The sequence below is a fragment of the Micromonospora sp. CPCC 205739 genome (genome assembly GCF_036906795.1).
GTDB lineage: Bacteria > Actinomycetota > Actinomycetes > Mycobacteriales > Micromonosporaceae > Micromonospora.
In genome coordinates this window covers 46,363-72,232 of sequence record NZ_JBAKHS010000002.1, presented here as the reverse complement: position 1 = coordinate 72,232, position 25,870 = coordinate 46,363, and the positions used below count along the sequence as shown (strand labels likewise).

The 25,870-nt window shown below is 74.9% G+C and carries 24 protein-coding genes and 1 riboswitch; of the genes, 15 read left to right on the top strand and 9 right to left on the bottom strand.

Going from position 1 to position 25,870, the window contains the following annotated elements:
* The first annotated feature begins 57 nt into the window (after positions 1 to 57).
* Both V6U88_RS04265 and V6U88_RS04260 read left to right on the top strand, forming a co-directional pair.
* Positions 58 to 768, top strand: coding sequence for a class I SAM-dependent methyltransferase (locus tag V6U88_RS04265; RefSeq protein WP_334450587.1), 711 nt, complete (start codon positions 58 to 60; stop codon positions 766 to 768).
* Positions 769 to 886: 118 nt separating this feature from the next.
* Positions 887 to 1,528, top strand: coding sequence for a lipoprotein (locus V6U88_RS04260; protein ID WP_334450020.1), 642 nt, complete (start codon positions 887 to 889; stop codon positions 1,526 to 1,528).
* Positions 1,529 to 1,567: 39 nt separating this feature from the next.
* Here the strand turns inward: V6U88_RS04260 and V6U88_RS04255 are convergent, their stop codons facing one another.
* The 4 genes from V6U88_RS04255 to V6U88_RS04240 form a co-directional block, all read right to left on the bottom strand.
* A complete protein-coding gene (locus tag V6U88_RS04255) occupies positions 1,568 to 3,847 on the bottom strand; it encodes a hypothetical protein (protein ID WP_334450019.1) in 2,280 nt (759 codons plus the stop codon).
* Positions 3,844 to 4,917 (bottom strand): glycosyltransferase family 2 protein, encoded by a 1,074-nt coding sequence (locus V6U88_RS04250; RefSeq protein ID WP_334450018.1) that lies wholly within the window; start codon positions 4,915 to 4,917, stop codon positions 3,844 to 3,846. Before V6U88_RS04250 ends, V6U88_RS04255 begins: the two co-directional genes overlap by 4 nt.
* A 91-nt stretch (positions 4,918 to 5,008) precedes the next feature.
* A complete protein-coding gene (locus V6U88_RS04245; RefSeq protein WP_334450016.1) occupies positions 5,009 to 6,727 on the bottom strand; it encodes a glycoside hydrolase family 3 protein in 1,719 nt (572 codons plus the stop codon).
* Positions 6,728 to 6,831: 104 nt separating this feature from the next.
* Entirely contained in the window at positions 6,832 to 7,323 is a 492-nt protein-coding gene (locus V6U88_RS04240) for a DUF3145 domain-containing protein (protein WP_334450015.1), read from the bottom strand.
* 316 nt (positions 7,324 to 7,639) lie between these two features.
* On the opposite strand from V6U88_RS04240, the gene V6U88_RS04235 reads away from it, so the two are divergent.
* Positions 7,640 to 7,969 (top strand): hypothetical protein, encoded by a 330-nt coding sequence (locus tag V6U88_RS04235; RefSeq protein WP_091291747.1) that lies wholly within the window; start codon positions 7,640 to 7,642, stop codon positions 7,967 to 7,969.
* A gap of 187 nt (positions 7,970 to 8,156) precedes the next feature.
* Here the strand turns inward: V6U88_RS04235 and V6U88_RS04230 are convergent, their stop codons facing one another.
* Positions 8,157 to 8,771, bottom strand: coding sequence for a carbonic anhydrase (locus V6U88_RS04230; protein ID WP_334450014.1), 615 nt, complete (start codon positions 8,769 to 8,771; stop codon positions 8,157 to 8,159).
* 147 nt (positions 8,772 to 8,918) lie between these two features.
* Between V6U88_RS04230 and V6U88_RS04225 the strand changes: the two genes are divergently transcribed.
* The 5 genes from V6U88_RS04225 (at position 8,919) to V6U88_RS04205 (ending at position 15,216) form a co-directional block, all read left to right on the top strand.
* Complete coding sequence (locus V6U88_RS04225; RefSeq protein ID WP_334450013.1) at positions 8,919 to 9,902, top strand: alpha/beta fold hydrolase; 984 nt, start codon at positions 8,919 to 8,921, stop codon at positions 9,900 to 9,902.
* A 132-nt stretch (positions 9,903 to 10,034) separates the two neighbouring features.
* On the top strand, positions 10,035 to 12,152 hold the full coding sequence (locus V6U88_RS04220) for a HelD family protein (RefSeq protein WP_334450010.1): 2,118 nt from the start codon (positions 10,035 to 10,037) through the stop codon (positions 12,150 to 12,152).
* A gap of 192 nt (positions 12,153 to 12,344) precedes the next feature.
* Entirely contained in the window at positions 12,345 to 13,259 is a 915-nt protein-coding gene (locus tag V6U88_RS04215; RefSeq protein ID WP_334450008.1) for a cation diffusion facilitator family transporter, read from the top strand.
* Between the two features lie 141 nt (positions 13,260 to 13,400).
* Positions 13,401 to 13,532, top strand: a riboswitch (cyclic di-AMP (ydaO/yuaA leader).
* Positions 13,533 to 13,536: 4 nt separating this feature from the next.
* Positions 13,537 to 14,592, top strand: a complete 1,056-nt coding sequence (locus V6U88_RS04210; RefSeq protein WP_334450007.1) for a coiled-coil domain-containing protein — start codon at positions 13,537 to 13,539, stop codon at positions 14,590 to 14,592.
* 117 nt (positions 14,593 to 14,709) lie between these two features.
* The gene (locus V6U88_RS04205; protein WP_334450005.1) at positions 14,710 to 15,216 is read left to right on the top strand and encodes a hypothetical protein; all 507 of its coding nucleotides are present in this window, start codon (positions 14,710 to 14,712) and stop codon (positions 15,214 to 15,216) included.
* A 15-nt stretch (positions 15,217 to 15,231) separates the two neighbouring features.
* On the opposite strand, the gene V6U88_RS04200 is transcribed toward V6U88_RS04205, so the two are convergent.
* On the bottom strand, positions 15,232 to 15,771 hold the full coding sequence (locus tag V6U88_RS04200) for an SRPBCC family protein (RefSeq protein WP_334450004.1): 540 nt from the start codon (positions 15,769 to 15,771) through the stop codon (positions 15,232 to 15,234).
* Positions 15,772 to 15,840: 69 nt separating this feature from the next.
* On the opposite strand from V6U88_RS04200, the gene V6U88_RS04195 reads away from it, so the two are divergent.
* A complete protein-coding gene (locus V6U88_RS04195) occupies positions 15,841 to 16,818 on the top strand; it encodes a 1-phosphofructokinase family hexose kinase (RefSeq protein WP_334450002.1) in 978 nt (325 codons plus the stop codon).
* Positions 16,815 to 17,645: a 5'/3'-nucleotidase SurE gene (gene surE, locus V6U88_RS04190; protein ID WP_334450001.1), complete on the top strand. Its 831-nt coding sequence runs from the start codon at positions 16,815 to 16,817 to the stop codon at positions 17,643 to 17,645. The genes V6U88_RS04195 and surE overlap by 4 nt, the downstream gene beginning before the upstream one ends.
* Before the next feature lie 116 nt (positions 17,646 to 17,761).
* On the opposite strand, the gene V6U88_RS04185 is transcribed toward surE, so the two are convergent.
* Positions 17,762 to 18,124 carry an STAS domain-containing protein gene (locus tag V6U88_RS04185; protein ID WP_334449999.1) on the bottom strand — a complete coding sequence of 121 codons (363 nt, stop codon included), beginning with the start codon at positions 18,122 to 18,124 and terminating at the stop codon, positions 17,762 to 17,764.
* Between the two features lie 336 nt (positions 18,125 to 18,460).
* Between V6U88_RS04185 and V6U88_RS04180 the strand changes: the two genes are divergently transcribed.
* Entirely contained in the window at positions 18,461 to 18,604 is a 144-nt protein-coding gene (locus V6U88_RS04180; RefSeq protein WP_334449997.1) for a hypothetical protein, read from the top strand.
* Between the two features lie 122 nt (positions 18,605 to 18,726).
* Complete coding sequence (locus tag V6U88_RS04175; protein WP_334449995.1) at positions 18,727 to 19,128, top strand: hypothetical protein; 402 nt, start codon at positions 18,727 to 18,729, stop codon at positions 19,126 to 19,128.
* Positions 19,129 to 19,257: 129 nt separating this feature from the next.
* On the opposite strand, the gene V6U88_RS04170 is transcribed toward V6U88_RS04175, so the two are convergent.
* Together V6U88_RS04170 and V6U88_RS04165 are read right to left on the bottom strand one after the other, a co-directional pair.
* Positions 19,258 to 21,951, bottom strand: a complete 2,694-nt coding sequence (locus V6U88_RS04170; RefSeq protein ID WP_334449993.1) for a cellulose binding domain-containing protein — start codon at positions 21,949 to 21,951, stop codon at positions 19,258 to 19,260.
* A gap of 162 nt (positions 21,952 to 22,113) precedes the next feature.
* Positions 22,114 to 23,856 carry a hypothetical protein gene (locus V6U88_RS04165; RefSeq protein ID WP_334449991.1) on the bottom strand — a complete coding sequence of 581 codons (1,743 nt, stop codon included), beginning with the start codon at positions 23,854 to 23,856 and terminating at the stop codon, positions 22,114 to 22,116.
* Between the two features lie 176 nt (positions 23,857 to 24,032).
* Here V6U88_RS04165 and V6U88_RS04160 point away from each other — a divergent pair, with 176 nt between their 5' ends.
* The 3 genes from V6U88_RS04160 to V6U88_RS04150 are packed head-to-tail and all read left to right on the top strand — an operon-like array spanning position 24,033 to position 25,814.
* Positions 24,033 to 24,716, top strand: coding sequence for a BON domain-containing protein (locus V6U88_RS04160; RefSeq protein WP_334449989.1), 684 nt, complete (start codon positions 24,033 to 24,035; stop codon positions 24,714 to 24,716).
* 55 nt (positions 24,717 to 24,771) lie between these two features.
* A complete protein-coding gene (locus tag V6U88_RS04155; RefSeq protein WP_334449987.1) occupies positions 24,772 to 25,269 on the top strand; it encodes a redoxin domain-containing protein in 498 nt (165 codons plus the stop codon).
* On the top strand, positions 25,266 to 25,814 hold the full coding sequence (locus V6U88_RS04150; RefSeq protein ID WP_334449985.1) for a DsbA family protein: 549 nt from the start codon (positions 25,266 to 25,268) through the stop codon (positions 25,812 to 25,814). Before V6U88_RS04155 ends, V6U88_RS04150 begins: the two co-directional genes overlap by 4 nt.
* Positions 25,815 to 25,870 lie beyond the last annotated feature (56 nt).

Genomic DNA, 25,870 nt, shown 5'->3' with positions numbered 1-25,870 from the left:
GCCGGCGACCGCGCGGGCCGTTAGGGTGAGGGCCGCCGAACCCGCGAGGAGCACGCCCTGGAAGCGACAGAGATCCGCAAGCTCGCCGCGCTCGAGGACACCCACTGGTGGTACCGCGAGCGGCGGGCCCTGCTGGCCCGGTCGCTGCGCCGGTTGGCCGCCGCCGGGACCCGCCCCGGACGGGCCCTGGACGTGGGCGCGGCCGGCGGCGGCAACACCCGGGTGCTGCGGACGCACGGGTGGCGGCCGGTGGCGCTGGAGTACAGCGCCGAGGGCGCCGGGGTGGCCCGGGAACGCGGGCTCGACGTGATCCGGGCCGACGCCCGGCACCTGCCCGTCGGTTCGGCGAGCCTCGGCCTGGTGGTCGCCTTCGACATCCTGGAACACATCGACGAGGACCACCTGGCCGCCGCCGAGATCCGTCGCACGCTGCGCCCCGGCGGGACGGCCCTGATCGCGGTGCCCTGCGACATGGCGCTCTGGTCGGCCCACGACGTGGCGGTCGGGCACGTCCGCCGCTACGACCGGGAGTCGCTGCGGGCGGTGGTGGAGAAGGCCGGCCTGGTGGTCGACGAGCTGTGGAGCTGGAACGTGCTGCTGCGCCCGGTCGCCGCCTGGCGGCGCCGGACGTCCACCGGCAGCGACCTGGGTGACCTGCACCCGCTGGTCAACCTGGGGCTGCGCACGGTCGTCACCGCCGAGCGGTACCTGCCGGTGCGGTCGCTGCCCGGGGTCTCGCTGATGCTGCGCGCCCACCGCCCGGCCTGAACCGCCCACCCCCGCTGCCGGAGTAGTCGCCGCCGCGGGACACCGCCGGGTCCGCCGGTCGACTAGCATCGGCCGGCCGTCGCGCCGACGGCGCGAGATCCGACGGGGGACGTGACGCATGATCCGACGGGTGGCCGTACTGGCCGCGCTCACCCTGACCGTGGCGACCGGTTGCGGCGAGGACGGGAAGGCGCCCGCCGCCGCGCCGTCGCCGTCGCCGTCGGCGAGCCCGACCGCCTCGCCGGTCGCGGCCGGTGAACCCTGGTACGACGAGGTCGCCCCGGCCGCCGCCGCCACCACGGTCGGCCCGAAGGGCAGCACCTGCCCGCTGCCGATCACCTTCTCCGTGCCGGCGAAGTGGAAGGTCGAGGCGGTCACCTCCGGTAAGGACTTCCAGATCGGACCGGCCGTGCCGCTCTGCGAGATCGACGCGAAGCCGGCCGGGCACATCGGTTTCCTGCGGGTGTGGCGGATCGAGGGGGCGGCGCCCCGGACGCCGCAGATCACCCTGGACAAGTTCATCGAGGACTACGGCCCGGCCGAGGAGCGGCAGGAGCGGCAGTACCGGCGCACCAAGGCCGGCCCGCTGGACTCGTTCGAGGCGACCTGGACCGGTGACGACGGACGGAAGCGGGCGCTCCTGGTGTCCAGCCTCTACGGCAAGATCCTGATCACCCTCGGTGGGTCGGACGACGAGGAGTTCACCGCGATGCTCCCGGCGTACCAGCTGGTCAAGTCGAGCACCAACCTGCCGAAGTGACCGCCGGACGCCCGGCCCGCCGACGGGGCGGGTCGGGCGTCAGCGCAGGCGGTAGACGGCCATCCGGGCGTTCTCGTGGCGCAGATCGGCCAGCCCGGCCAGGTCCGGCGACTCCGGAGCGACCGCGCGGTCGACGACCAGCCAGCGGACGCCGTACCGGTCGCGCAGCTCGGCCAGGCCGGCCGCGGTGGGCGCGCTGAACGCGACGTCGTTGGCGCGCAGCCGCTCGGCGTCCCAGAACGGGGCGTACGGACCCTCGGGGAGCCCGACCATCCGGGGCGCGAACGCCCACCCCTCCACCAGCACCGGCCGCTCGGCGTAACCGCTGAGCCAGAACGACCGGGCGTCGCACCAGCCGCTCACCACCACCCTGCAGTGCACGTTGGTGGCCAGCACGTCCTGCGGCGCGGAGTGCGCGCGCACCCAGCGGGCCGCCTGCACCCGGGAGGCCGGCATCGCCTCCACCGCGTACGCCCCGCCGTTGGTGAAGTACCGGGCCGCCGCCGCGTCGAGCACCAGGCCGGGCGCACCGGCCACCAGCAGCGCGGTGAGCAGCACCAGCGGGCCCCGGCCGGCCAGTGCGGGCCAGCGGTCGACCAGTCCCGGCCAGAGCAGGGCCACCAGCACCACCGCCACCAGCAGCGCCCCCGCCCAGCAGAGCAGCGGCAGCACCGCGGCGTACGGCCGGTCGGGCGGCACGGTCGCCGGGAAGCGCAGCTGGTACGCGGTCAGCGCCACCGCCAGGCCGGCCGCGCCCGCGCCGAGCAGCGCCCGACCCCGGGCCGACAGGGCGGCCCGGTCCAGCAGCTCGACGAAGCCCCAGCCGGAGAGCAGCACCCCGAAGGCGAAACCGGTCCGGGTGAAGTACTGGTTGCTGCTGCCCGGGTGGGCGACCAGCAGGTATACCGCCGGACCGGCCAGCGCCCCGCCGAGCAGGAAGACCTGCACCGGCTCCAGCCGCCCCCGGCGCAGCCCGAGCAGCGCCACCACGCCGGCGAGGCGGAGCTGGAGGTTGAGCAGGAAGGCGACCAGCACCGCGGCCCAGAGCAGCGCGGTCAACGGACCGGAATGCCCCTCACCGACGTACGGGCGCAGCCCGGAGAACGGCTCCACGGTGACGCCGTGGCTCTCGAAGGCGAAGAGCACGGCGGTCGCGAACACCTGGGCCGCCAGGGCCAGCGCGCCCGCGAGCAGCACCGCCCGGGGCAGCCGCCGCCGGGTCGTCAGGGTCACCGCGGCGGTGAACGCCAGTGCGGCCAGCACCACCGGCACCGAGCTGGCCTTGGCGCCGGTGGAGGCGGCGAGCAGCAGAACCGCCAGCACCCAGGCGCCTCGCCCCACCGGTGGGACGGTGCTGCCCCGGGCCCGGCCGACGATCTCGGCGAGCACGGCGATCAGCGGCAGCAGCAGCACCCAGCTGTACGTCATCGACGGGCTGCCCCAGACGATGAAGGTGACCTGGCTGCCGAAGAGCTGCCGCAGGCCGTTCTCGAAGCCGAACTCGCCCACCGTGAACATCAGCCCGGCGGCGACCACCCCGGCGTACGGCCGGCCGGTGACCCGCCAGCCGACCACCGCCACCAGCACGACGGCGAGCGCGCAGAGCGCCGGCACGGCGAGGCGGAAGAAGACCGTGGGCAGGTCGACGCCGCTGACCAGGCTCGCCGCCGCGAGGTGGGCGAAGCCGAACCAGTGGTAGTGCAGCGGTTCCCCCGCCACCTGGGGGACCTCCGGCGGCACCTGGTGGGTGGCCGCCCCGGCCAGCGAGAGCTGGAACGCCAGGTCGATGTACTGGGCCTGCCCCTCCTCGGTGGGGAGCACCGGGTTGACCCGCAGGAACGACTCATAGAGATAGAGCGTGAACCCGGCGACCACCGCGGCGACCGACCAGGCCCAGCCGGTCGGCACCGGGGTCGTCGCGCCGGCCCGCCAGTGCCGACGCAGCCGGGGCAGGGCGGCGTACGGTGCCAGCACCGCCACCGGCCAGAGCCGCAGCCAGCCCGGCAGGCCGGCGGCGGTGCAGGCGGCCCAGGCGGCCAGCTCCAGCACCAGCCCGAGGGCGGCGCCCATCGCGACGTCCTCGACCAGGGTGTGCGGGCGGCGGCGCAGGGTGCGCCAGAGCAGCGTGCCGGGCAGCGCCACGGCGAGCGCGCCGTAGAGCGTGTACCGGATGAGGTCGGGCGCGGGCGTGCCGGTGGCGAGCAGGATGACCGCGACGAAGGCGTAGCCGAACAGTGCCGGCGCGAAGCGGGCCGGGGCCGGCTGACGGCGGGGCGTGGCGGCGGCCGGGGTGGCGTCGCCGGTGGCGAGGGCGGTCACCGCAGGCTGTCGGCCAGCTCGCCCGCACCGGCCGGCCCGGCGGCCTCCGCCGACCCGGCGGTCCCGTCGCCGGCTCCGTCGGCGCTGTCGGCGGCGGGTCCGTCCGCGCTGTCGGCGGCGGGTCCGGCGGGTCCGTCGGCGCTGTCGGCGGCGACGGAGTACGTCGGCCGGCCCTGCACGGCGGTGTAGATCCGGGCCACGTACTCGCCGAGCAGGCCGAGGCAGAGCAGCTGCACCGCGCCCAGGAAGAGGACCGCCACGTAGAGCGAGGGCCAGCCGGAGACCGTGGACCCGGCCAGCCAGGCGAGCACGGCCACCACCACCAGCACCCCGCAGACCGCCACGCCGGCCAGCCCCAGCCAGGTGGCGAAGCGCAGCGGCGCGGCGGAGAAGCTGGTCACGCTCTCGGCGGCCAGCCCGGCCATCCGGGACAGCGGGTACTTGGTCCGCCCGGCAGCCCGCTCCCCGCGCTGGTAGCCGACCTCGCCGCTGGGGAAGCCGAGCCAGGGCACCACCAGTCGCAGCACCGGGCTGCGCTCGGGCAGCTCGCGCAGCGCCTCGACGGCGGCGCGGCTGAGCAGCCGGAAGTCGCCGGCCTCGGCGGGGACCTGCTTGCCGACCAGGCGGCGCATCAGCCGGTAGTAGCCGGTCGCGGTCCACCGCTTGAACGCGCTGTCGGTGCGGCGGTCGGCCCGGACGCCGTAGACGACGTCGAGGTCCTCGGCGCGGGCGAGCCGGAGCATCTCGACGATCGTCTCGGGCGGGTCCTGGAGGTCGGCATCGATGCTGACCACGTACCGGCCGCGGGCCCGGAGCACCCCGGCGACCAGGGCCGCCTGGTGACCGCTGTTGCGGCGCAGCCGCAGCACCCGCAGCTCGGGCCAGGAGGCGCGCAGCGCGGCCAGCCCGGCACCGGTGCCGTCGGTGCTGCCGTCGTCGACGGCCACCACCTCGTACGCCTCACCGAGGCCGTCGAGGACCGCGCGCAGCCGCCGGGCGAACAGCGGCAGGACGCTCTCCTCGTCGAACATCGGCACCACCACCGAGAGAGCCGGCTCGGGTCGCGTCACGGCGCTCGCCCCTCCCCTGCGTCTTTCCCCTGGTGGACCACCGCACGCTATCAGCCGGACGGGCGCCGTCCGGGCCGGTCGCGGGCGGACCTCAGGTCGCGCAGGTGGTGGCCGGCAGCCCCGGCACCCGTACCGGCGACCGGCCGCCCGGGCGCTGCCGCCCGGCGAGCACGTCGGCGAGGGCGGTCATCGAGGTACGGCTGGAGGAGTAGGTGGCCAGCAGGGTCGGCGAGGTCGCCTTCTCCAGCACGTACGGGGTGTCCATGGCCACCGTCACCGCCGCGTCGGCGCTCAGGTCGCCCGCGCCGTCGCCGTACCCGACCAGGTGCACCTTGGTGCCGCCGCTCGGCACCACGGTCACCCCGGCCGCGGTCAGCGCCTCGGTCAGCGCGGCGCGGGTGCGGTCCCGGCCGGCGGAGGAGGTGACGGTCACCGGGCCACGGACCGGGCCGCCGCAGGAGCCGCGCAGCACGGTCACCGCCGCCGCCGCGAGATCCTGCGCCGCCTTGCGGTGCTCGGCGCTGTTCAGAGTGGACATCGCCGGGGCCGGCCGGTCGGCGAGCTGGAACTTCATGGTGAGCACCCGGGTGGCCGCCTCGACCAGCCGGGGCCGGGGCAGCGACCCGTCGCGCAGCGCGGCGAGCAGCCCGTCGTACGCCTGGCCGACGTGCGGCGTCATCAGGATCAGGTCGTTGCCGGCCAGCAGCGCCCGGACCGCGGCCTCGCCCGGGGACCAGCGCTTGGCCGGCGCCATGTTCATGCCGTCGGTGATCACCACGCCCCGGAAGCCGAGCTGACCGCGGAGCACGTCGGTGAGGAGCTTGCGGGAGAAGGTGGCCGGGGTGCCCGGGTCGACCGCCTTGACGTCGAGGTGGGCCGACATCACCGCCATCGTCCCGGCGTCGATGCCGGCGGTGAACGGCGGGAAGGCGGTGGCGTCGAGCTCCTTGCGCGGCTGGCCGATCACCGGCAGGTCCTTGTGCGAGTCGGCGGCGCTGAGCCCGTGCCCGGGGAAGTGCTTGACGCTGGCCGCGACGCCGGCGCTCTGCAGACCCTTCACCGCGCCGGCGACCTGGGCGGACGCCCGCTTCGGGTCGGCGCCGAAGGACCGGGAGCCGATCACCGTGCTGCGGGTGGCCAGCACGTCGGCGACCGGGGCGAAGTCGAGGTTGATCCCCATCGCGGCCAGCTCGGTGCCGGCGGCGCGCCAGGCGGCCTCGGTCAGCGCCGGGTCGTCGGCCGCCCCGGCGGCGAGCGAGCTGGGCAGGGCGGTCACCCCGTCGGTGATCCGGGTCACCACGCCGTACTCCTGGTCGGTGCCGACCAGGAAGGGCGCCGCTCCGGCGGGGAGCTTCGCCGCGGCGGCGCGCAGCCCGGTGGTGAGGTCGCGCACCTGTGCCGGGTTGTCGACGTTGGTGGTGGCCTGGTTGCCGGCGGTCGGGTCGTCGGCGCTGAAACCGACCAGGATCAGCCCGCCGAGGCGGTACTTCGCGATCATCTCGGCGGGGGTGTCGACCCCGGCGAGGGCGCGGTTGCCGGCGGCGGAGGCGGGGGTGACCTTCGTCGCCGAGCTGCCGTACGCGTAGGGCATCAGCACCTGGCCGACCAGGTCCTCGTCGGCGAGCGTGCCGACCAGCGCGGCGGCCCGCGCGGCCGGGTCCGCCGCCGGCGTGCCGGCCGGGCTCGGCGCGGTGGAGGCCGACGGGCTCGGTGCCGGGCGCGACCGTTCCGGTTCCGCCGAGCACCCGGAGACGAGCAGCGCGGTCAGGGCGGCGAGGGCGACGCCGGCACGTCGCGGTGAGGTCGACACGGGCCCATCAAACCCGTTGCCGACTTATCGGGGCAACCTGGGCCCGGCACCCGGCGAGTCGGCTGTGCCGGTCCACCCCCGGGTGTCCGGGTGCGCCGCCGGGCTCAGCCGACCCGGGTGAGCAGCGTCACCGGGGCGCCGTCCCCGGCGTACCGGTAGGGCTCCAGCTCGGCGTCCCAGGCGGTGCCGAGCGCCTTGTCCAGGGCGTGCGCCAGCGCCTCCGGGGCGCGGGCGGTCGCCATGATGCTGCGCAGCCGGTCCTCGCCGAGCTGGATGTCGCCGGCCGCGCCGACGGTGGCCCGGAACAGGCCACGGCCGGGGACGTACATGAAGCGTTCACCGTCGGCGCCCGGACTGGGCTCCTCGGAGACCTCGAAACGGATCATGGGCCACTGCCGGAGGGCAGCAGCCAGCTCGGCGCCCGTCCCCGGGCGACCGGTCCACCCGCACTCGGCCCGGCGGGCGCCGGGATCGACGGGCTGGGCCGTCCACTGCAGGTTGACCGGCGCGGCGAGGACGCGCGCGATCGCCCACTCGACGTGTGAGCACACGGCGAGCGGGGTCGAGTGGACGTATACGACGCCACGCGTTGGCACGGTGACCTCCCGGAGACCGAGGTGCGTCTTCCCCTACGACCTCGACCACCCGAGTGGTTCCTGCAACACATGATGACTGGTGGGGCGGATGGTGCGCCAGGGAATCGGAAAATTCGCCGGGCGGAAATACCCGGACCGGTGAACCCGGTTGTGCTCTCCGACAGGCACGGTGGCCAGCAGGTCATCCTGTTCGTGTACAGTTCTCTGGGCGGTTCTGCGCCGTCGTACATCTTCGCGGGCCGAGGCTCAAACGGGCGTCTCCCGCACAGCCCCCGGACGTTTCCGTCCTCCCGTACGTCTTGCAAGGAGTACCTCCGTGGCGAGCAACACCTCTAAGACCGCGCGCGCGTCAGTCCGGGCCGGCCAGGCTGGCCAGGGTGGCGCCCTCAGCGTGCTGGGCGAGTTCAAGTACCTCATCCCGCTCAACGGCGGCAAGCACGCCTACGTGCGGAACCTGACCAACGGCAAGACCGCGCACCTGCGCACCGACTCGGACGCCTTCGTCGAGGAGATCCGCGTGCTGGCCGCTGCCGGCCACGCCGCCAAGATCCGCGCCGAGATCAACAACCTCGCCGCCGCCCACCCGGGCGACGGCTGGGACAAGACCGAGAAGCGCCTCGTCGAGGCCGGCGTCTTCGAGGGCTGAGCCCTCCCCCCAAGCGCCACCTGGAACCGCCCGTCGGGTCACCCCGGCGGGCGGTTCTGTCTGTCCCGGGCACCGCGCCGGCCTTGATCGACACCGTTTGCGGCGTGTCGGGGTGTCCCAGCGGCGGGACACCCCGACACGCCGCAACTTGCGTTGATCTTGGCGGGGCCCGGGACCGGCGGCCCGGTCAGTGGTCGAGCAGGGCGACCTCGCCGGTCGCCAGGTCGTAGAGGGCGCCGACCACGTCCACCCGGCCCTCGGCGACCGGCCCGGTGAGCAGGTCGTCGGCGCGCAGGGCGGCCACCGTGCGCAGCACGTGCCGGCGTACCGCCATCGGATGCGCCTGCGGATCGTCCACCCCCACCTCGGCCACCGCCGGGGCGATCTGGTCCACCACGTACGCCAGCGAGCCGCCCGGCCGGTCCCCGGTGCGCAGGCTCTGCACCGCCGAGGCGACCGCCCCGCAGCGCTCGTGCCCGAGCACCATCACCAGCGGCACCCCGAGCTGGCCCACCACGTACTCGATGGAGCCGAGGACCGCCCGGTCCAGCACGTGCGCGCCGGTGCGGATCACGCAGATCGAGCCGAAGGTCTGGTCGAAGATCGCCTCCAGCGGCACCCGCGAGTCGATGCAGCCGAGCAGCACCGCGTACGGCTGCTGGTCGCCGGAGGCGACGGCCGCGGCGGCGGTGACATCGTGGCCGTGCACCGGCTGGCCGCTGACGAAACGGCGATTGCCGGCCAGCAGGTCGGCCAGCGCGGCCCGGGGCGTCCGCCCCGCTCCCGTGCCCGCACCGGTCATGTCTCCCAGCCTGGCCACGGATCCGACCTCGCGGGGCGGGATGCGAATCTTCTCACCAGCACGGTTCGCGTGGTGTCATGACGGGTAGCCGGTGTTACCGCCGGGTCAACCCGGTGTCAGGGGACCGGGCGGCCCGGGGAGGTAGCGATGCCGGAGCACCAGCAGGTACGGCTTCCCGACGACGTGCGCCTGCACGTCGAGGCGACCGGGCCGCCGGACGCCGAAGTCACCGTGGTCCTGCTGCACGGCTGGACGCTGGACGGGCGGGCCTGGCACCGCCAGCTCGCCGACCTGACGGCCCGCTTCGGCGAGCGGGTCCGGGTGGTCACCTACGACGCCCGCGGGCACGGCCGCTCCAGCTGCATGGCCCTGCGCACGGCGACCCTGGCCCAGCTCGGCGACGATCTCGCCGCGGTGCTGGACGCGGTGGCGCCCACCGGCCCGGTCGTGCTGGTGGGGCACTCGATGGGCGGGATGACCGTGATGGAGTACGCCCACCGCCACCCGGAGCACTTCGCCGCCCGTACCGCCGGGCTGGTCTTCGTCTCGACCACCGCCGAGGGGCACACGCACACCGCCTACGGGCTGTCGCCACGCATCGCCCGGCTGATCCGCCTCGCCGAGACCACCGGCGCCGGGGTGCTGGCCCGCTGCGGCTCCTGGCGCCCACCCCGGGCGCTGCTGCGCGCGCTCCGACCGAGCATCCGCTGGATGCTCTTCGGCGACCGCTGCGACCCGTCCGACATCCGCCTGGTCACCTCCGCCGTGGCCCGCGCCTCGCTGCGCTCGATCGGCGGGTTCCGCGCCTCGATCGGCACCCAGCACCGGCTGGAGACCCTGGCCGAGCTGGCCCACCTGCCGGCGGCGGCGCTGGTCGGCGACCGGGACCGGCTCACCCCGCCGCCCTGCGCCGAGTCGATCGCCGCCGCGCTGCCGGCGACCGAGCTGACCGTCTGCCCGGGAGGCGGGCACATGCTGATGATGGAGCGGCCGGACGAGGTGAACGCCGCACTGGCCGGAGTGCTGGGGAGGGTGCTGGCCGACGCGGCGGAGATCGGTGCGACCGCCCCGGGGACGACCGAGACCACACCGACGAAGACGGGCGCGACGGAGCCGACGCCGGCCGGCTGACCGGCCGGTGGAGGGTGTCCGACGTCGCGGTACGCGGCATGGCCCCGACAGGGGGTGGCAGGCTGCCCGTACCCTCATTCCGCCCGGCGTGCGCCCGCGCCCGGCCGCCGCCGTCGCACAGGAGTCCTCACGTTGACCGACCAGACCACCCTGGAGCAGGAGATCGCCGCCGAGCAGCGGCATCTCGACCGGGTGTACGCCCGCCTGGCCGAACTGCGCCGTTCCGCGGCCCAGGCCGAGAAGGAGGGCTACCGGCTGGCCCGGGTGGGCAACTTCGGCGCGCTGGTCGAGCGGGACGCGATGGTCTTCCACGCCGCGCAGCGGCGGCACGTGCTGGACGCCGAGCACGAGGGGCTGGTCTTCGGCCGGCTCGACCTGCGTACCGGGCAGGTGCTGCACGTGGGCCGGCTCGGCGTGCGCGGCGAGAACGCCGAGACGCTGGTGGTGGACTGGCGGGCCCCGGCCGCCGCCGCGTTCTACCAGGCGACGCCGGCCGAGCCGCTGGGCGTGGTGCGGCGGCGCACCATCCAGTCGTCGGCCGAGAAGGTCACCCGGATCGAGGACGACCTGCTGGACCCGGAGGCGGCACCGGCCGACATGACGGTGGTGGGTGACGGCGCCCTGCTGGCGACCCTGTCCCGGGCCACCGGCCGGGGGATGCGCGACATCGTGGCCACCATCCAGCGGGAGCAGGACGAGGCGATCCGCTCCCCCGGCTCCGGGGTCACCATCGTCTCGGGCGGCCCGGGCACCGGCAAGACGGCCGTCGCCCTGCACCGGGCGGCGTACCTGCTCTACTCCGACCGCAGCCGGTACGCCGGCGGCGGCATCCTGGTGGTCGGCCCGTCCTCGGTCTTCGTGGAGTACATCGCCTCGGTGCTGCCCTCGCTCGGCGAGGAGGCCGCCACCCTGCACTCGCTGGGCTCGCTCTTCCCGGGCATGTCGGCGACCCGCACCGACCCGCCGGACGTGGCCGCGGTGAAGGGCTCGCTGCGGATGCGGAAGGTGCTGGAGCGCGCGGTCCACGACGCGGTGCCGGACGGCCCCGACGAGCTGCGCCTGCTCTACCGGGGCACGCTGCTGCGGCTGGAGCGCCGCGAGCTGGACGGCATCCGGGACCGGACGCTGTCCCGGGGCGCCCGGCGCAACGAGGTGCGCCGGATGGCCTTCGACGCGGTCCTCGGGGCGCTGTTCACGCAGGCCCGCCGGCTGGCCGTGCCCCGCCTGCCCGAGCAGCGCGCCTTCGAGGACGAGATCATCGAACGGTCGGAGTTCCGGGAGTTCCTCAAGGCGTGGTGGCCCCGGCTGCACCCACGGCACGTGCTGGGCTGGCTGGCCCGGCCGGAGCGGCTGCGCCGGTACGCCGGGGGCATCCTGTCCCGGGCGGAGACCGCGCTGCTGGCCGAGGCGTACCGGACGCTGGACGCGCAGGGGCCGACGGTGGCCGACATCGCCCTGCTCGACGAGTTGGACGCCCTGCTGGGCAAGCCGGTGCGGCCGGCGAAGGCGAAGCGCGACCCGTACCAGCTGGCCGGCGGCGTCCGCGAGCTGAGCACGTTCGCCGATCGGCAGCGCGCCGCCCGGGCGGCGGCCCGGGAGCGCCCCGAGGACTACCGCGACTACGCGCACGTGGTGGTCGACGAGGCGCAGGACGTCTCGCCGATGCAGTGGCGGATGGTCGGCCGGCGCGGCCGGCTCGCCTCCTGGACGGTGGTCGGTGACCCGGCGCAGACCGCGTGGACCGGCGACCCGCAGGAGCTGGACCGGGCCCGGGAGCAGGCGCTGGGCCGGCGTCGGCGGCACCGGTTCGCGCTGACCACGAACTACCGCAACTCGGCGGAGATCTTCGCGGTGGCGGCGGCGGAGATCCGCCGGCTCTACCCCGACCTGGCGCTGCCGACGGCGGTCCGCTCCACCGGCGTGGAGCCGGTCGCGCTGACCGTCGACGCGGACCGGCTGGCGGCGACGACCGCCGAGGCCGTCGACACGCTGCTCGGCGAGGTGGAGGGCACCGTCGGCGTGATCACGCCGGTGCCGCGCCGCGACGAGGTCGCCGGTTGGCTGGGCGGGCGCGGCGGCGGCCGGCTCCAGGTGGTGACCAGCCTGCAGGCCAAGGGGATGGAGTACGACGGCGTCGTGCTGGTCGCCCCCAGCGAGATCCGCGCCGACCCCGGCTCGGGCGTCCGCACCCTCTACGTCGCCCTCTCCCGCGCCACCCAACGCCTCACCACCATCGACCCCACCCCCTGACCCCCACCCCCTCCCGCACCCCCGCTCCGGATCGCGCAGTTTCGGAGAAGGAGGGGCCTCCGCGCGCGGAACAGCCACGCTTCTTCTGAAGGTGCGGCCCGACGGGGTGGGTGAGGTGGACCGGTCAGTTGCACATATAGCGATGTGAGCATAGGTTGGGCTCGGGGCGCGGTGGCGACGGAAGGTGTGGGCGTGGGCGCAGGTCATGACCACCACGGGTCGGTGGCGAACGCCGCGCACCGCCACCGGGGCCGGCTCTGGGCGGCCTTCGCGCTGCTCGCCGCGCTGATGGTGGTCGAGGCGGTCGCCGCGTTCGCCACCGGTTCGCTGGCCCTGCTCTCCGACGCCGGGCACATGTTCACCGACGTGCTCGGCATCGGCATGGCGCTGGCCGCCATCACCGCCATCCGGCACGGGGACCGGGACCCGCAACGCACCTTCGGGCTCTACCGGCTGGAGGTGCTGGCCGCGCTCGCCAACGCCGTCCTGCTCAGCGGGGTGGCGGTCTACGTGCTGGTCGAGGCGGTACGCCGGTTCGAGGATCCGCCGGAGGTACGGACCGGGCCGATGCTGGCCGTGGCGGTGCTCGGCCTGCTGGCCAACCTCGTCGCGTTCGCGCTGCTGCGTCCGGGGGCGCAGGAGAGCATCAACCTGCGCGGGGCGTACCTGGAGGTGCTCGGCGACCTGCTCGGCTCGGTCGGCGTGATCGGCGCCGCGCTGCTCATCGCCGGCACCGGCTGGTGGTGGGCCGACCCGGCGGTGGCGGTCGCGATCGCCCTGTTCATCCTCCCCCGGACCTGGCGGCTCGGCCGGGCGGCGGTCCGGATCCTGGTCCAGGCCGCCCCGGAGCACCTCCAGGTGACCGCCGTGCACGACCGGCTGATCGCCGTCCCCGGCGTCGCCGAGGTGCACGACCTGCACGTCTGGACGCTCACCTCCGGCATGGACGTCGCCTCCGCCCACCTCACCATGGCCCCCGGCGCCGAGGTCGGCACCGTGCTCGCCGCCGCCCGCACCGCCCTGCACGAGGACTTCCACATCGACCACGCCACCCTGCAGATCGAGCCCGGCGCCGCCCCCGGCGCCTGCGGGCAGGTCGAGTGGTGACGAAATCGGACACCTATTGTCCTGTTGTGCCACCTACACCAGGATTCACTCCCGTACCCTGAGTCACGAACCGGGCGGGCGTCACTTCCGTACCGGTAGGCTCGGTCCCGGCCTCCGCCAGGCGGCACCCACCGGTGCCGGCGGTGGCCGCCGCCTAATCGCCCGCCAGGGCGAGCCGGGGAACCAAGTTCGTGGGGTGCATCCGCGTCAGCGGTAGGGATCTTCCGTCCCGAACCCGTCAGCTAACCCGGTCGGCGGCTGACGGAAGGACATGTGCATGCACGTACGACGTACCACTGCCCGGCTGGCGGCCGCGGTCGTCGCGGCGCTCGCCCTCGGCGTGTCGTCCGCGCCGCTCCCGGCGACCGCCGCTCCCCCCGCCACCCGGCTCGCCGCCCCCGGCGACCCCGAGGGCGGCACCCCCGCACTGCGCGCCCAGCTCGACGCGGCGGGCAAGGGCTGGATCGACGCCAAGGCGGCGCTGGAACGCTCCACCAAGCGGCAGCGGGAACTGAACGACCAACTCAAGAACATCGAGTCGGAGCTGACCGTCCGGCACGGCAAGGTCGGCGAGATCGCCGGCGTGGCGTACCGGACCGGGCGCCTCGGGCCGGTGTCGGCGCTGCTCAACAGCACCAGCCCGGAGGGCTTCCTGGACCGGGCGGCGGCCCTGGAGACCGTCGCCAGCAACGAGGACCGGGAGCTGCGCAACCTGATCCGCACCCGCGACGAGGCCAGCCGCACCCGGGCCGCGCTCGACAAGGAGATCGTCGAGGAGCGCAAGCAGGTCGCGGTGATGGCCAAGCGCAAGCAGCAGGCCGAGCGGGCGCTCGCGGTGGCCGCCGCCGACAAGCCCGCCGCCCGTGCCGGCGGCGGCGCCAACCGGGGCACCTCCACCGCCAACGCGCGGCCGGCGCCGCGCAACCCCGACGGGTCCTGGCCCTCGGAGTCGTGCAGCGTCAACGACCCGACCCCGGCCAACGGCTGCATCACCCCGCGCATGCTCAACGCGCTCAAGCAGGCCCAGGCGGCCGGCTTCACCCGGTACGTCTCCTGCTACCGCCCCAGTGGCGCCGGCGAGCATCCCAAGGGCCGGGCCTGCGACTTCGCCGCCCAGAAGAACGGCTTCGGCGGCGACGCCACCGGCGGCGACCGGACGTACGGCAACAACCTGTCCGCGTACCTGATCCGCAACGCCGACCGGCTCGGCGTGCTCTACGTGATCTGGTACCGGCAGATCTGGCTGCCCAGCAGCGGGTGGAAGTCGTACAGCGGGGCGGGCGGCGACCCGTCCAGCGACCACACCAACCACGTGCACCTGTCGGTCTACTAGACCGACCCGGCGGGGCCCGTCCGGCACGGACGGGCCCCGCCGTACGCGCGCCGACGTACGCGCGATGTCGTCGGTCGGCCCACGACGGACCGCGGCGGCCGGACGAGCATCGGGGGCATGAGCCGACTCTCCCCCCACGCCCGTAAGGCCCTGCTCACCCTGCACCTGGTGACCGCGCTGGGCTGGCTCGGCGCGGACCTCGTGCTGCTCACCCTCGGCGTCGCCGGGTTGCGCGGGGCCGCCCCGGGGGTGGTCTACCCGGCGGCGGCGCTGGTGGTCACCTGGCTCTTCGCGCCGCTGAGCGTGCTGGTCTGGCTGGTCGGCGTGGCCAGCGCGCTGCTGACCCCGTGGGGGCTGCTGCGCTGGCGCTGGGTGGTGGTCAAGCTGGTGCTCACCACGGTGATGACCGGCCTGGTGCTGTTCGCGCTGACGCCGAACGTGCGCGCGGCGGCCGGACCGGACGCCACCGCACACCAGCGGATCGACGTGGTGGTCGCGCCGGCGGTCTCCACCACCCTGCTGGTCACCATGGCCGTGATCTCCACCTGGAAGCCGTGGGGCCGGACCCGCCGCGCCGTCCCGCCCCGCCGGACGGCGGCGGCCACGCCGGCCGGCCGTCGCTGAGCGGGGGTCGGCGGCTCAGTTCGGCACCGGGCCCCCGTCGGCCTCCCGGTCCAGCGCCGCGCCGAGCCGGCTGGCCAGGCCCAGGTGCGCGGCCCGGGCCTGGCGGAACGCGTACCCGAACAGGGGCGCCGGCGCGGAGAGAGTGATCTCCACGTCGATCCGCAGCAGGTCGCCCTCCGCTCGCAGCCGGGTGTGGTTGCGCACCGTCGTCCCCGGCTGCTGCCGGGCCACCGTGACGATCTCGCCGTCGGAGACCACCAGGACGTCGGCCTGGTAGGTGACCGGGAAGCGCAGCGGCCCCAGCTCCAGCCGGTCGGTGATGGCGTAGCTGGCCCGCGCGCCGGGACGGGTGGGCAGCCGGCGCACCCGGACGATCAGCGGGTGCAGCTCCCCCTGCCGGGCCGGATCGCTCAACAGCGCCACCGCGTCCGCCCGTGAACAGCGCGCCTGCACCGTGTAGCTGAACGACTCCCGCCGGACCACTCCACCCTCCCACCCCTCGTCGGTCGCCCGATCGTCCCGTACGGCGGCCGGGCTGGCAACGCCAGGCGGCATGACGCTGCTCCGGCGGGGAACCCGGCCCGCGACGGCGCACGGGAGGCGGGGCATGGACGGGTACGAAGGATGAGCGGGCACGTGATGGTCTTCGCGCCGACGCCACGGCTGACGGTGACCGTGGAGCAGCCCAGCGAGCAGCCGGAGCTGCACCTGCATCCGGGTGGGCAGGGCGTCTGGCAGGCCCGGATGATCCTGTCGCTGGGGGTGCCGGTGGTGCTCTGCACGACGCTGGGCGGCGAGATCGGCCAGGTGCTGGAGCCGCTGCTGGCCACCGAGGGGGTGGACCTGCGGGTGGTACGGCGGGACTCGGGCAGCGGCGGCTACGTGCACGACCGCCGCGACGGCGCCCGGCACGAGATCGTCGACGTGGCCGGCGCGCCGCTGAGCCGGCACGAGCTGGACGAGCTCTACAACCTCTCGCTCGGTGAGGGGCTGCGCGCCCCGGTCAGCGTGCTCAGCGGCCCGAACGAGCCCTCGCTCGTCCCGGCCGAGCTCTACCGCCGGTTCGCCGCCGACCTCGGCGCCAACGGCGGGCGGGTGGTGGTGGACCTGGCCGGCGAGCACCTGACCGCGGTGCTGTCCAGCGGGGTGTTCTTCCTCAAGGTCAGCCACGAGGAGCTGATCGCCGACGGGCGCGCCACGGGCGCGGAGGAGGACGAGCTGACCCGGGCCATGTACGACCTGCACGCCTCCGGCGCGGAGAACGTGGTGGTGAGCCGGGCCGACCGGCCGGCGTTGGCGCTGGTGGACGGGGAGGTGTTCGAGGTGGAGATGCCCCGGCTGGAGGCGGCCGACCCGCGGGGGGCCGGCGACTCGATGACCGCCGGGGTGGCCGCGGTGGTGGCCCGGGGCGGCGACGTGCGGACCGCGATCCGGACCGGCGCGGCGGCCGGGGCGCTGAACGTCACCCGGCACGGCCTCGGCACCGGCCGCCTGGACACCATCACCGGCCTGGTGGACCGGGTCCGCCTGGTTCCCGCCGGCAGCCGGCCGCAGGAACGGACCACCCCGGACGAGTTGGCCGGGCGGGCGGTGGAGCGGTGACGCTGCGGGTACTGGTGACCAACGACGACGGGATCGCCGCGCCGGGCATCCTGGCGCTGGCCCGGGCGGCGGTCGACCGGGGCCTGGACGTGGTGGTGGCCGCCCCGCTGGAGGAGGCGAGCGGCACCAGCGCCTCGATGACCGCGATCGAACGCGAGGGGCACGTCGTGGTCCGCGACCATCCGCTGCCGGAACTGCCCGGGGTGCCCGCGTACGGGGTGGGCGGCTCGCCCGGCTTCATCGTGCTGATCGCCGTCCACGGGGCCTTCGGGCCGCCGCCGACGGTGGTGCTCTCCGGGATCAACCGGGGCGCCAACGCCGGCCGGGCGGTGCTGCACTCCGGCACGGTCGGTGCGGCCTTCACCGCCGCCGCCAACGGCTGCCGCGCCATGGCCGTCTCGCTGGACGTGCTCTCCGTCGGTGAGGCCACCGCGGCCAGCGGCGGCGCCGCGGTCTCCGCCGCCGCCCGGGTACGCGACGCGGAACGGCACTGGGACACCGCCGCCCGGGTCGCGCTGGATCTGCTGCCCCGGCTGACCGCCGGGCCGGTGGAGAGCGTGCTCAACGTCAACGCGCCGGACGTGCCGCACGGGCGGCTGCGCGGGGTGCGCCCGGCCACCCTGGCCAGCTTCGGCCAGGTGCAGATGACGGTGGCCGAGTCGGGGCACGGCTTCGTGCGGACCTCGCTGGAGGAGCCGGGGCAGGCGGTGCAGCCCGGCACCGACCTGGCCCTGCTGGCCGACGGGTACGCCTCCGTCACCGCCGTCCGGGCGGTCACCGAAGTCGCCGACGTGGACCTCTCCGGGCTGGCCGGGGACCGGAGCTGACCGGAGCGCGGCGGTGCCGGTGTCGGCACCGCCGGGTGGCGGTCGCCACGTCGACGGGCGGTGGCCGGCGACCAGCGCCGCACCGGCAACAGCAGCGGTGGGGGCGGGCAGGGCGGTCAGGCGCCGGGAAGGACCTCGGGGGTCGCGGCGCCGGCGAAGTAGGGCTCCGGGGCGCCGAAGAGGCCGAGCAGGCCGGTGACCCAGAGCTGCCGGTGGACGAACCGGCTGGGCTCGGTGACCACCAGCTTGACGCCGCTGACCTCGGCGGTCTGGAACCCGGCGACCATCGCGCTGATGCCGACGGAGTCGATGAAGGTGACGAGCCGCATGTTCAGCTCAATCCGGGACGGAAGCCCCTTCGCGAGCACCTCGGCGATCGCCTCACGCACCTCGTACGCGGTGTCGACGTCGATCTCCCCTCGCGGAGCGATCTCGATGACACCACCCGGCAGAACCGACTTCACGATCGACAGGCTCACGCGAGCACCTCCACTCGCCCGTCCACGGGCGCCTCATCAGTACGCGGGCCGCGACCGAGAGTATTCCTCCGACGGCCTCGGTCGCCACCCCCCGGGATGAGCAATTCGCGGAACCGGACGGACCGGACCGCCCTGCCCCGCGTTCTTCCTGGTCCCGTTCACTCCAACGAGCGACCGGGGTCGGCCGCTCCAACCGCCCAGAGTACCGACCCCCGTCCAGTCCGACCGGTACCCGGTTCGCCGGGAGCCTCCCGGCCGCGCGGCGGGCGGGCGGAGTTGCCCGCGCCGCCTAGGGTCGGCGGGCGAGGGGTTCCACCACGACGGAAGGAACGATCGATGCTCAAGAGACTGCTCGGCCTGGCCGGTGTCGGCGCGCTGCTCGCCCTCGTACTGGCCTGCGGCTTCGGCGGCGGGGGCGGCGACGACGATGACGACGACGACGATTTCGCCCGCGGCGTCGCGGTGGTCATGGTCCGCTGAGCCTGCGCCGCGGGTTTGCGGCGCGTCCCGGCTGGGCACTGGCGGGACAGGCGGACCGTGACGCGCCGCAGACGTCGACGTCCGAAGTGGCCGCAGACTTCGGCACCCCCGAGGAGGTACCCATGTTCGGCAGCAACCTGCTGGAACGCCGCAGCAAGCCGGAGCGGATCGCCGACCAGGCCTGGCAGCAGCTGGTTTCGGCGGTCGGTTCCGCCGGTGACAGCGTCCGCGACACCGCCCGGTCGGTCCGCGGCGGCGCCCATCTCTCCGATGCCGGGGACCTGGTGGGCTCGGCGGCGGACGAGGCCCGGCGTCGGGCCACGCTCGCCTTCGACGCGCTCGCCGGGCGCCGGCCGGCTCTGCCGTGGACGCTGCTGATCGGCGCGGCGCTGGTCGGGGCCGCGATCGGCTGGGCCGCCGGTACGGCCGCGCGCGCCGCCGGCAGCCGGGACTCTCGGACGGTCGACGACATCGAGTTCGTCGACGTGGACCGGCCGAACTCCCCGGTCGGCCTCGACGGCTGACCGACGCACACCCGGGGAACGGTCCCCGGCGGATCGACACGCGTGGCGGTGTCCGGGAACTCCCGGACACCGCCACGTCGCGCGTGCGGGGTCGGCCACGACGACCGACCACGACCGGCCCCGCGGGGGTCAGCGGCTGGTGCAGGTGACCGCCGGTACGCCGTTGCCGCCGCTGACGCTGCCGAGGAAGCCGACGCTGGTGGTGGCCCCGGCGCCGAGCGCGCCGTTCCAGCCGGCGTCCCGCACCGACACGCTCGCCCCCGTCTGGGTGTACGAGCCGCCCCAGAGCTGGGTGATCCGCTGCCCGTCGGCGAAGGTCCAGCCCAGCGTCCAGCCGGCGATCGACGCGGTGCCGGAGTTGCGCACCACCACCTCGCCCTGGAAGCCGCCCTGCCACGACCCGGTGACCCGGTAGGTGGCCGCGCAGCCGCTCGACGGCGGTGACGTCGGGGTGGGCGTCGGGGTGGGGCTGGGTGAGGTCGGGGCCGGCGTCGGGCTGGTCGGCGTCGGGCTCGGCGTGCCGCCGAGCCGGTCGGCGACCAGGATGCCGCGCCCGTTGGTGCCCAGGTACACCCGGCCGTGGACCCGGGGGTCGCCGGTCAGCGCCTCGCCCGCGTTGCCGTACTGGTGCCGGTCGTCGTTGATCCGCACCCAGCTGCCGCCGGCGTCGTCCGAGCGGTACACGCCGTGCCGGCCGTCCACCGTGCCGATCACGAACACCGCCGGGTACGGCTGCCCCGGTGCCGCCTTGCCGAAGCCGACGTTGCCCGCGGTGGTGACGCCGCCGAGCCTGGTGAAGCTGGCCCCGGCGTCGGTGGAACGCCACAGGCCGCCCTCGCCGGCCAGCCAGATGTCACCCGCGCGGCCGGGCACCGCCTTGAACTTGACGCCGCCGCTGGGCAGCCCGGTGGCGGAGGTGGCGGTGAAGCTGGCCCCGCCGTCGGTGCTGACGTGGAAGCGCCCGCCGGCGACACCGTAGAACCGGTTCGGGTCGACCCGGTCGGACTCGATGACCGCGTTGGCCGGGATGCCGGTGGCGGCGGTCCAGGAGGTGCCGAAGCCGACCGAGCGGACCACCTGCTGGCCGGGGTCGCCCGGCGCCCAGACGAACCGGCTGCCGTCGGCCGACGCGGCGACCGTGCCGCCACTGTCGATCCCGGACGGCTCGGTGCCCTGGAACCAGTTCGCCCCGCCGTCGGTGGAGAAGGCGACGTGGCTGTCGCCCGGCCGGTCCGCGTCGGTGAAGTTGCCGGCCCGCACCATGACGGCCGGCCTGGTCTCGGCGTAGTCGAGGCTGGTGGTGCTGGTGAAGTGCGGCTGGGTGAACATCATCGGCGGCACGGCGGCGAGGTCGGTGTGGCGGAAGCCGCCGATGTCGCCGAGGGCGCTGACCAGCGGCGCGCCCGAGGGCGGGCTGATCAGGTCGAGGACGGCGGTCTCCTCCAGGCCCTTGACCATCGGCTTGATGGTGAACTGCGCGCCGCTGTCCCACCTGGTGAGGTCGGTGCTGCCGTAGATGGTCGCGCCGGTGCCGTACAGGAAGCGGTTGGAGTCGAACGGGTCGATCTCCACCGACTCGTTCATCCAGCCCAGCTTCGGGGTCTCCTCCGGCGGGGAGGGGTTGCCGCCGAAGGTCAGCCACGGCACCGAGCTGACGTCCATGGTGTAGCGCTTGGTGCGGTTCGGGTAGCTGCCGAACTCCCAGATCCGGGTCCAGGTGGCGCCCCCGTCGGTGCTGCGGAAGAAGATCGCGTCCGGCCACCAGGAGACCTGGGTGGCGACCATCAGGGTGTTCGGCCGCTGCCGGTCGATGGTCAGGCCGGAGTAGCCGAAGTAGTTGTCGGTGCTGGTCGACGGGATCGGGCTGATCCGCGTCCACGCGCCGGTCGCCCGGCTGAACTTCCACACGTCGCCCTTGCCGCCGTCGTACGGGCCGCCGGTGTCGCTGGTGGCGATGTAGAGGTGGCCGCCGACCGGGTCGACCACGCCCTTGTGGGCCAGGTAGCCGGTGGGCTGGCCGGCGATCCGCTCCCAGGTGGCGCCCGCGTCGGTGCTGCGGTAGACCGGGTTCTCCTTGTCGGCCACGCCGACGTAGATGGTCTTCGTGGCGGTGCCGGGGGTGCCGGTGCTCTTGTCGAAGCTCACCCAGGTCAGGCCCTGGTTCTGGCCGTTGTAGCCGCCGGGGTCACCAGGGTCGGCCCGGTAGTTGCCGACGTTGGGGAAGTTCGCCACCTTCGCCCAGGTCGCCCCGAAGTCGGTGCTGCGCCACAGCCCGTTGCCGCCCTCGGCGCCGTAGTACAGGACGCTGTTGCGGTTGGGGTCGACGGCCAGCCGCTCCCCCATGCCCCGGCCGGGCATGTTGCCGCCGTTCTTGAAGGGCAGTTCGGTGACCTGCCAGGTGGCGCCCTTGTCCGACGAGCGCAGGATCGCGCCGTTGTTCGGGTCCCAGTCGTTGGTGTACATCCCGACCGCCGCGTACACCCGGTTGGTCTGCACCGGGTCGGTGGCCATGCTGACCACGCCGTTGTAGCCCCACCGGGCCGGGCCCACCCAGTCCAGCAGCGGCGTCCACGACTGGCTGGCCTGCTCCCAGCGGTACGCCCCGCCGATGTCGGTGCGGGCGTAGATCAGGTTCTTCTCGGTCTGGTTGAAGATGATGCCGGGGACGAAGCCGCCACCGTCGATCCGGACGTTGCGCCAGTGGTACGGCTCGGCGGCCGCCGCGGCGGCCGGGGTGGACGGTGCGACGGTGACCTGCACGGCCACGACGGCGGTGGCGGCGGCGAGCACGGACGTGACCGCGCCGGCGAGACTTCTCCGCATCTGCGGTTCCTCTCGGGGATGCCAGGTGGGGACGCGACGGCCCGAGGGGGACGTCGACGGGTGCGGGAAGCTGCCCTGGCTTCCCGCCGGCACGCTGGCTCCCGCGGCCGAGGAAGGCATTCACCCTAACCGCTGCGACATCCTCTGTGGAAGCGCTCCCAGTCACTCCGTCGGGTCGAGCCGGTAGACCACCCCGTCGGCCGCCGGCTCGCGGCTGATCCCCAGCCCGTCGACCGGCCGGGCCGCCGCGTCCTGCCAGGGAGTTCCGGCCGCGTACCCGGGCAGCAGCACCACCGTGCGCACCCCGACCGCCCGCAGGTACGCCACCGACGCCGCGTCCGGGAAGCCCGTCGCGGCATCCCGGATCCGCTGCTGACTCTCCGGCGTGAACGAGGCGAGCCCGTTGACCGTGCGCGGGAAGCCGTCGGTCGACCAGAGCATCACGTGGTACTCGCGGATCCCACCCAGCGGCAGCACCAGCACCGGCCCCGCGACGCCGCGCAGCGCCGCCGGCTGCGCCGGCACCGGCACGTGCGGGGTCCGGTTCACCCCCTCCACCAGCACCAGCAGCACCGGCAGCACCGGCAGCACCAGCGCCACCCGCGTCCACCGGCGCCAGCCCCTGGGACTCGTCCCCGTCGGCGACCGGTCCTGAACCGTCAGCACCCCGGCGGCCAGCACGCCCAGCAACAGCGTCGTCCAGAGCACCAGCCGGCCCGGGGTACGCAGGGCGTCCCAGCCCGGCAGGTGCCGCATCAGCGTCAGATAGCCGGGGTGGCCGTCGCCGCCGAAGCTGCTGCCCGCCGCGAGGGCGAGGCTGACCAGCACCCCGACGGCCAGCGCGATCCGCTGCCGCAGCCGCCAGACCGAGAAGACGAGCCCGGCCGCGGCCAGCGCGATCAGCACCACGCCGGGCAGCAGGGTCATCTCCCCCGGGAAGCCGAGCGTCGCCCGGGCCGCCCCGTGCCGCTCGCCCCAGAGCCAGGACTCGGGCGGGGCGATCAGGAAACCCCGGGCCGGCGGGGAGAACATGTCGACCTGCGCGGCCGTCCGCCGGCCGGCCGGGTGGCGGGCCACCACCTCCAGGTACGGCGCCGCCATCAGCAGGGTCACCCCGGCGAAACCGCTGACCCCGGCCAGGTCGGCCAGGAACAACCCGCGCGGGACCGCCGGCCGCGTCCGGCGCCGCCACCAGGTCACGCCGTACGCCACCGCGACGGCGAGGCAGAGCAGGACGAGGACGTACGCGAAGGGCAGGCCGATGCCGAAGCCGAGGGTGATCTGCCAGGCGGCGACCGCCCAGCCCGCCGCCGCCCAGCCGGGGCGGACCCGGTCGGGCCGGTGTCCGTGCCGCAGCGACCAGCCGTGCCCCCGGGCCAGCATGGCCAGCGCCAGGGCCACCCCGCCCACGCTCAGCACGTGCAGGTGCCCGGCCTGGGCCAGCTTCCACGGCGCGTACGCGAACGACGCCCCGGCCACCGCCGACCCCGCCCGCCCGGCCCCCAACTGCCGGGACAGCGCGTACGCCCCGACGAAGGCCAGCGCGTGCACCAGCACGTAGAGCAGGTTGTACCGGACGACGGCGGCCACCGGCCCCTCGCCGACGAGGCCGAACGGGGCGAAGCCGAGCAGGGTGTCGGAGTAGGCGTAGGTGTACGGCTCGGGGAAGAACGTGTTCGAGTGCCACAGGTGCGCCGGGTCGGTCCGCAGGGCGTGCCCGCCCCAGGCCACCTGCCACGCCTGCAACGTCGGGTCGCCGGTGTCCTGCGGGATGGTGCCGGCCGGGTCGCGCAGCGTCGGCCAGGTCAGCGCGGCGGCCAGCGCCAGCGACCCGAGCACGACGACGGTCCATTCGTGCCGGGCCACCCGCCACAGCGCCCGCGCCGCCCGGCGCATCCCGTCCATCGCTCCCGCCCCTCGCCGACCGCCAGATCGTGCCCGAGCCGACCCCCGATTGTCGACGCCCGGCACGCGGCCGGTCACCCGGTGCGGGTGACGGCGGTTCATCCGATGCGGCGACAGGATCGCGGTCGGCGGGCTCAGCACCCGCCTAGTGCCCCGATCCCGGGAGGAGTGAGCGCATGGCCAGCGCGACCACCGTCACGCGTACCGACCAGGACATCCAGACCGACGTGCTCGACGAGCTGACCTGGGAACCCCGGGTGAGCCCGGCCGAGGTGGGGGTCACCGTCGCCGAGGGGGTGGTGACCCTGACCGGGCGGGTGGACAGCTACGCCGCCAAGTGGGCCGCCGAGCGGGCCGCGCACCGGGTGGCCCGGGTCCGGGCCGTCGCCAACGACCTGGCGGTGCGGCTCGGCCCGTCGGCCGAGCGGACCGACACGGAGATCGCCGGGGCCGCCGAGCGGGCCCTGGAGTGGGACGCCTTCGTGCCGGTGGAGGACCTGGCGGTGACCGTCGCCGACGGCTGGGTGACGCTGCGCGGCGGGGTCGAGTGGGAGTACCAGCGCCGGGCCGCCGAGCGCGTGGTCGGCCGGCTCACCGGCGTACGCGGGGTCAGCAACGGCATCACCGTCCGGCCGCCCACCCCGCCGAGCGGCGCCGAACTGCCCGACCGGATCGTCGACGCGCTCGCCCGCAGCGGCGCCACCGAGCCGGACCGGATCAGCATCCGGGTCTACGGCGACACGGTGGTCATCGACGGCCTGGTGCACTCCGTGCCCGAGCGCGACGAGGTGGAGCGGATCGTCTGGTCCGCCCCTGGCATCCGCGAGGTGCACAACCACGTCACGGTGGCGGCCCGCTGAGACCACCCGGGCCGGGTGATCCGCCGTCACCCGGCCGGCGGGCACCGTGGGAGTCATGACTGATTCGGACGGGCTGATCAGATCTGGGAGCCGGGCGCCCGACTTCACCCTGCCGGCCACCCCGGACGGGCGGCGCATCGGCCCCGGGCAGTTCCGCGGCCGGCCGGTGGTGCTCGCCTTCTACCCCGCCGACTGGACCCCGGTCTGCGGCGACCAGATGACGCTGTACCAGGCGGCGATGCCGGAGTTCGACCGGTACGACGCGGTGCTGCTCGGCATCTCCGTCGACAGCGTCTGGTCGCACCAGGCCTTCGCCGAGGCCCGGGGCATCGCGTTCCCGCTGCTGGCCGACTTCGAGCCCAAGGGCGAGGTGTCCCGCCGGTACGGCGCCTACACCTCGCAGGGGCAGTCGGCGCGGGCGCTGGTGGTGCTCGACCCGGACGGGATGGTGGCCTGGAGCCAGCTGTCGCCGCCGGAGGTCAACCCGGGCGCCGACGGCATCCTCGACGCGCTGGAGGAGATCGGGTCGGATCGGCGGGTGGTGACCCGATGACGACACCGCTCCAGGTCACCTCCCGGCTGCGCACGCCGGTGGACGAAACCGACCACGTCCGGGGTCCGGCGGACGCGCCGGTCACCATCGTCGAGTACGGCGACTTCCAGTGCCGGTACTGCGGGGCGGCGTACCCGAACCTGGCCGAGGTGCTGCGCCAGCGCAGCGCCACCGTCCGGCTGGTCTACCGGCACTTCCCCATCGCCAACGTCCACCCGTACGCGGAGAGCGCCGCCGAGGTCGCCGAGGCGGCCGCGCGCCGGGACCGGTTCTGGGACATGCACGACTGGCTCTACGAGCACCAGGACCAGTTGGACCCGGTGCACCTGTCGCTCGGCGTCGAACAGCTCGGCCTCCCGCCCGACGAGGTGAGCGCGGAGGTCGAACGGCACGCGTACGCCGACCGGGTGCGGCGGGACTTCGTCGGCGGGATCCGCAGCGGGGTGAACGGCACACCCACCCTCTTCGTCAACGAGATCCGCCACGAGGGCGGGCACGACCTGCCGGAGCTGCTCGCCGCGGTGGACGCGGCGGCCGGCGCCTGACCCCACCACCTCGCCGACCACCGCCGGGATCGCACCGCCCGGCGGTGGTCGGCGCG

Excerpts from the sequence above, each read along its gene's own strand:
- V6U88_RS04260 (WP_334450020.1), top strand. The coding sequence starts at position 887 with ATGATCCGACGGGTGGCCGTACTGGCCGCGCTCACCCTGACCGTGGCG.
- V6U88_RS04230 (WP_334450014.1), bottom strand. The coding sequence starts at position 8,771 with ATGACCGGTGCGGGCACGGGAGCGGGGCGGACGCCCCGGGCCGCGCTG.
- V6U88_RS04225 (WP_334450013.1), top strand. The coding sequence starts at position 8,919 with ATGCCGGAGCACCAGCAGGTACGGCTTCCCGACGACGTGCGCCTGCAC.
- V6U88_RS04210 (WP_334450007.1), top strand. The coding sequence starts at position 13,537 with ATGCACGTACGACGTACCACTGCCCGGCTGGCGGCCGCGGTCGTCGCG.
- V6U88_RS04205 (WP_334450005.1), top strand. The coding sequence starts at position 14,710 with ATGAGCCGACTCTCCCCCCACGCCCGTAAGGCCCTGCTCACCCTGCAC.
- V6U88_RS04200 (WP_334450004.1), bottom strand. The coding sequence starts at position 15,771 with ATGCCGCCTGGCGTTGCCAGCCCGGCCGCCGTACGGGACGATCGGGCG.
- V6U88_RS04195 (WP_334450002.1), top strand. The coding sequence starts at position 15,841 with ATGAGCGGGCACGTGATGGTCTTCGCGCCGACGCCACGGCTGACGGTG.
- V6U88_RS04180 (WP_334449997.1), top strand. The coding sequence starts at position 18,461 with ATGCTCAAGAGACTGCTCGGCCTGGCCGGTGTCGGCGCGCTGCTCGCC.
- V6U88_RS04175 (WP_334449995.1), top strand. The coding sequence starts at position 18,727 with ATGTTCGGCAGCAACCTGCTGGAACGCCGCAGCAAGCCGGAGCGGATC.
- V6U88_RS04170 (WP_334449993.1), bottom strand. The coding sequence starts at position 21,951 with ATGCGGAGAAGTCTCGCCGGCGCGGTCACGTCCGTGCTCGCCGCCGCC.
- V6U88_RS04165 (WP_334449991.1), bottom strand. The coding sequence starts at position 23,856 with ATGGACGGGATGCGCCGGGCGGCGCGGGCGCTGTGGCGGGTGGCCCGG.
- V6U88_RS04160 (WP_334449989.1), top strand. The coding sequence starts at position 24,033 with ATGGCCAGCGCGACCACCGTCACGCGTACCGACCAGGACATCCAGACC.
- V6U88_RS04155 (WP_334449987.1), top strand. The coding sequence starts at position 24,772 with ATGACTGATTCGGACGGGCTGATCAGATCTGGGAGCCGGGCGCCCGAC.
- V6U88_RS04150 (WP_334449985.1), top strand. The coding sequence starts at position 25,266 with ATGACGACACCGCTCCAGGTCACCTCCCGGCTGCGCACGCCGGTGGAC.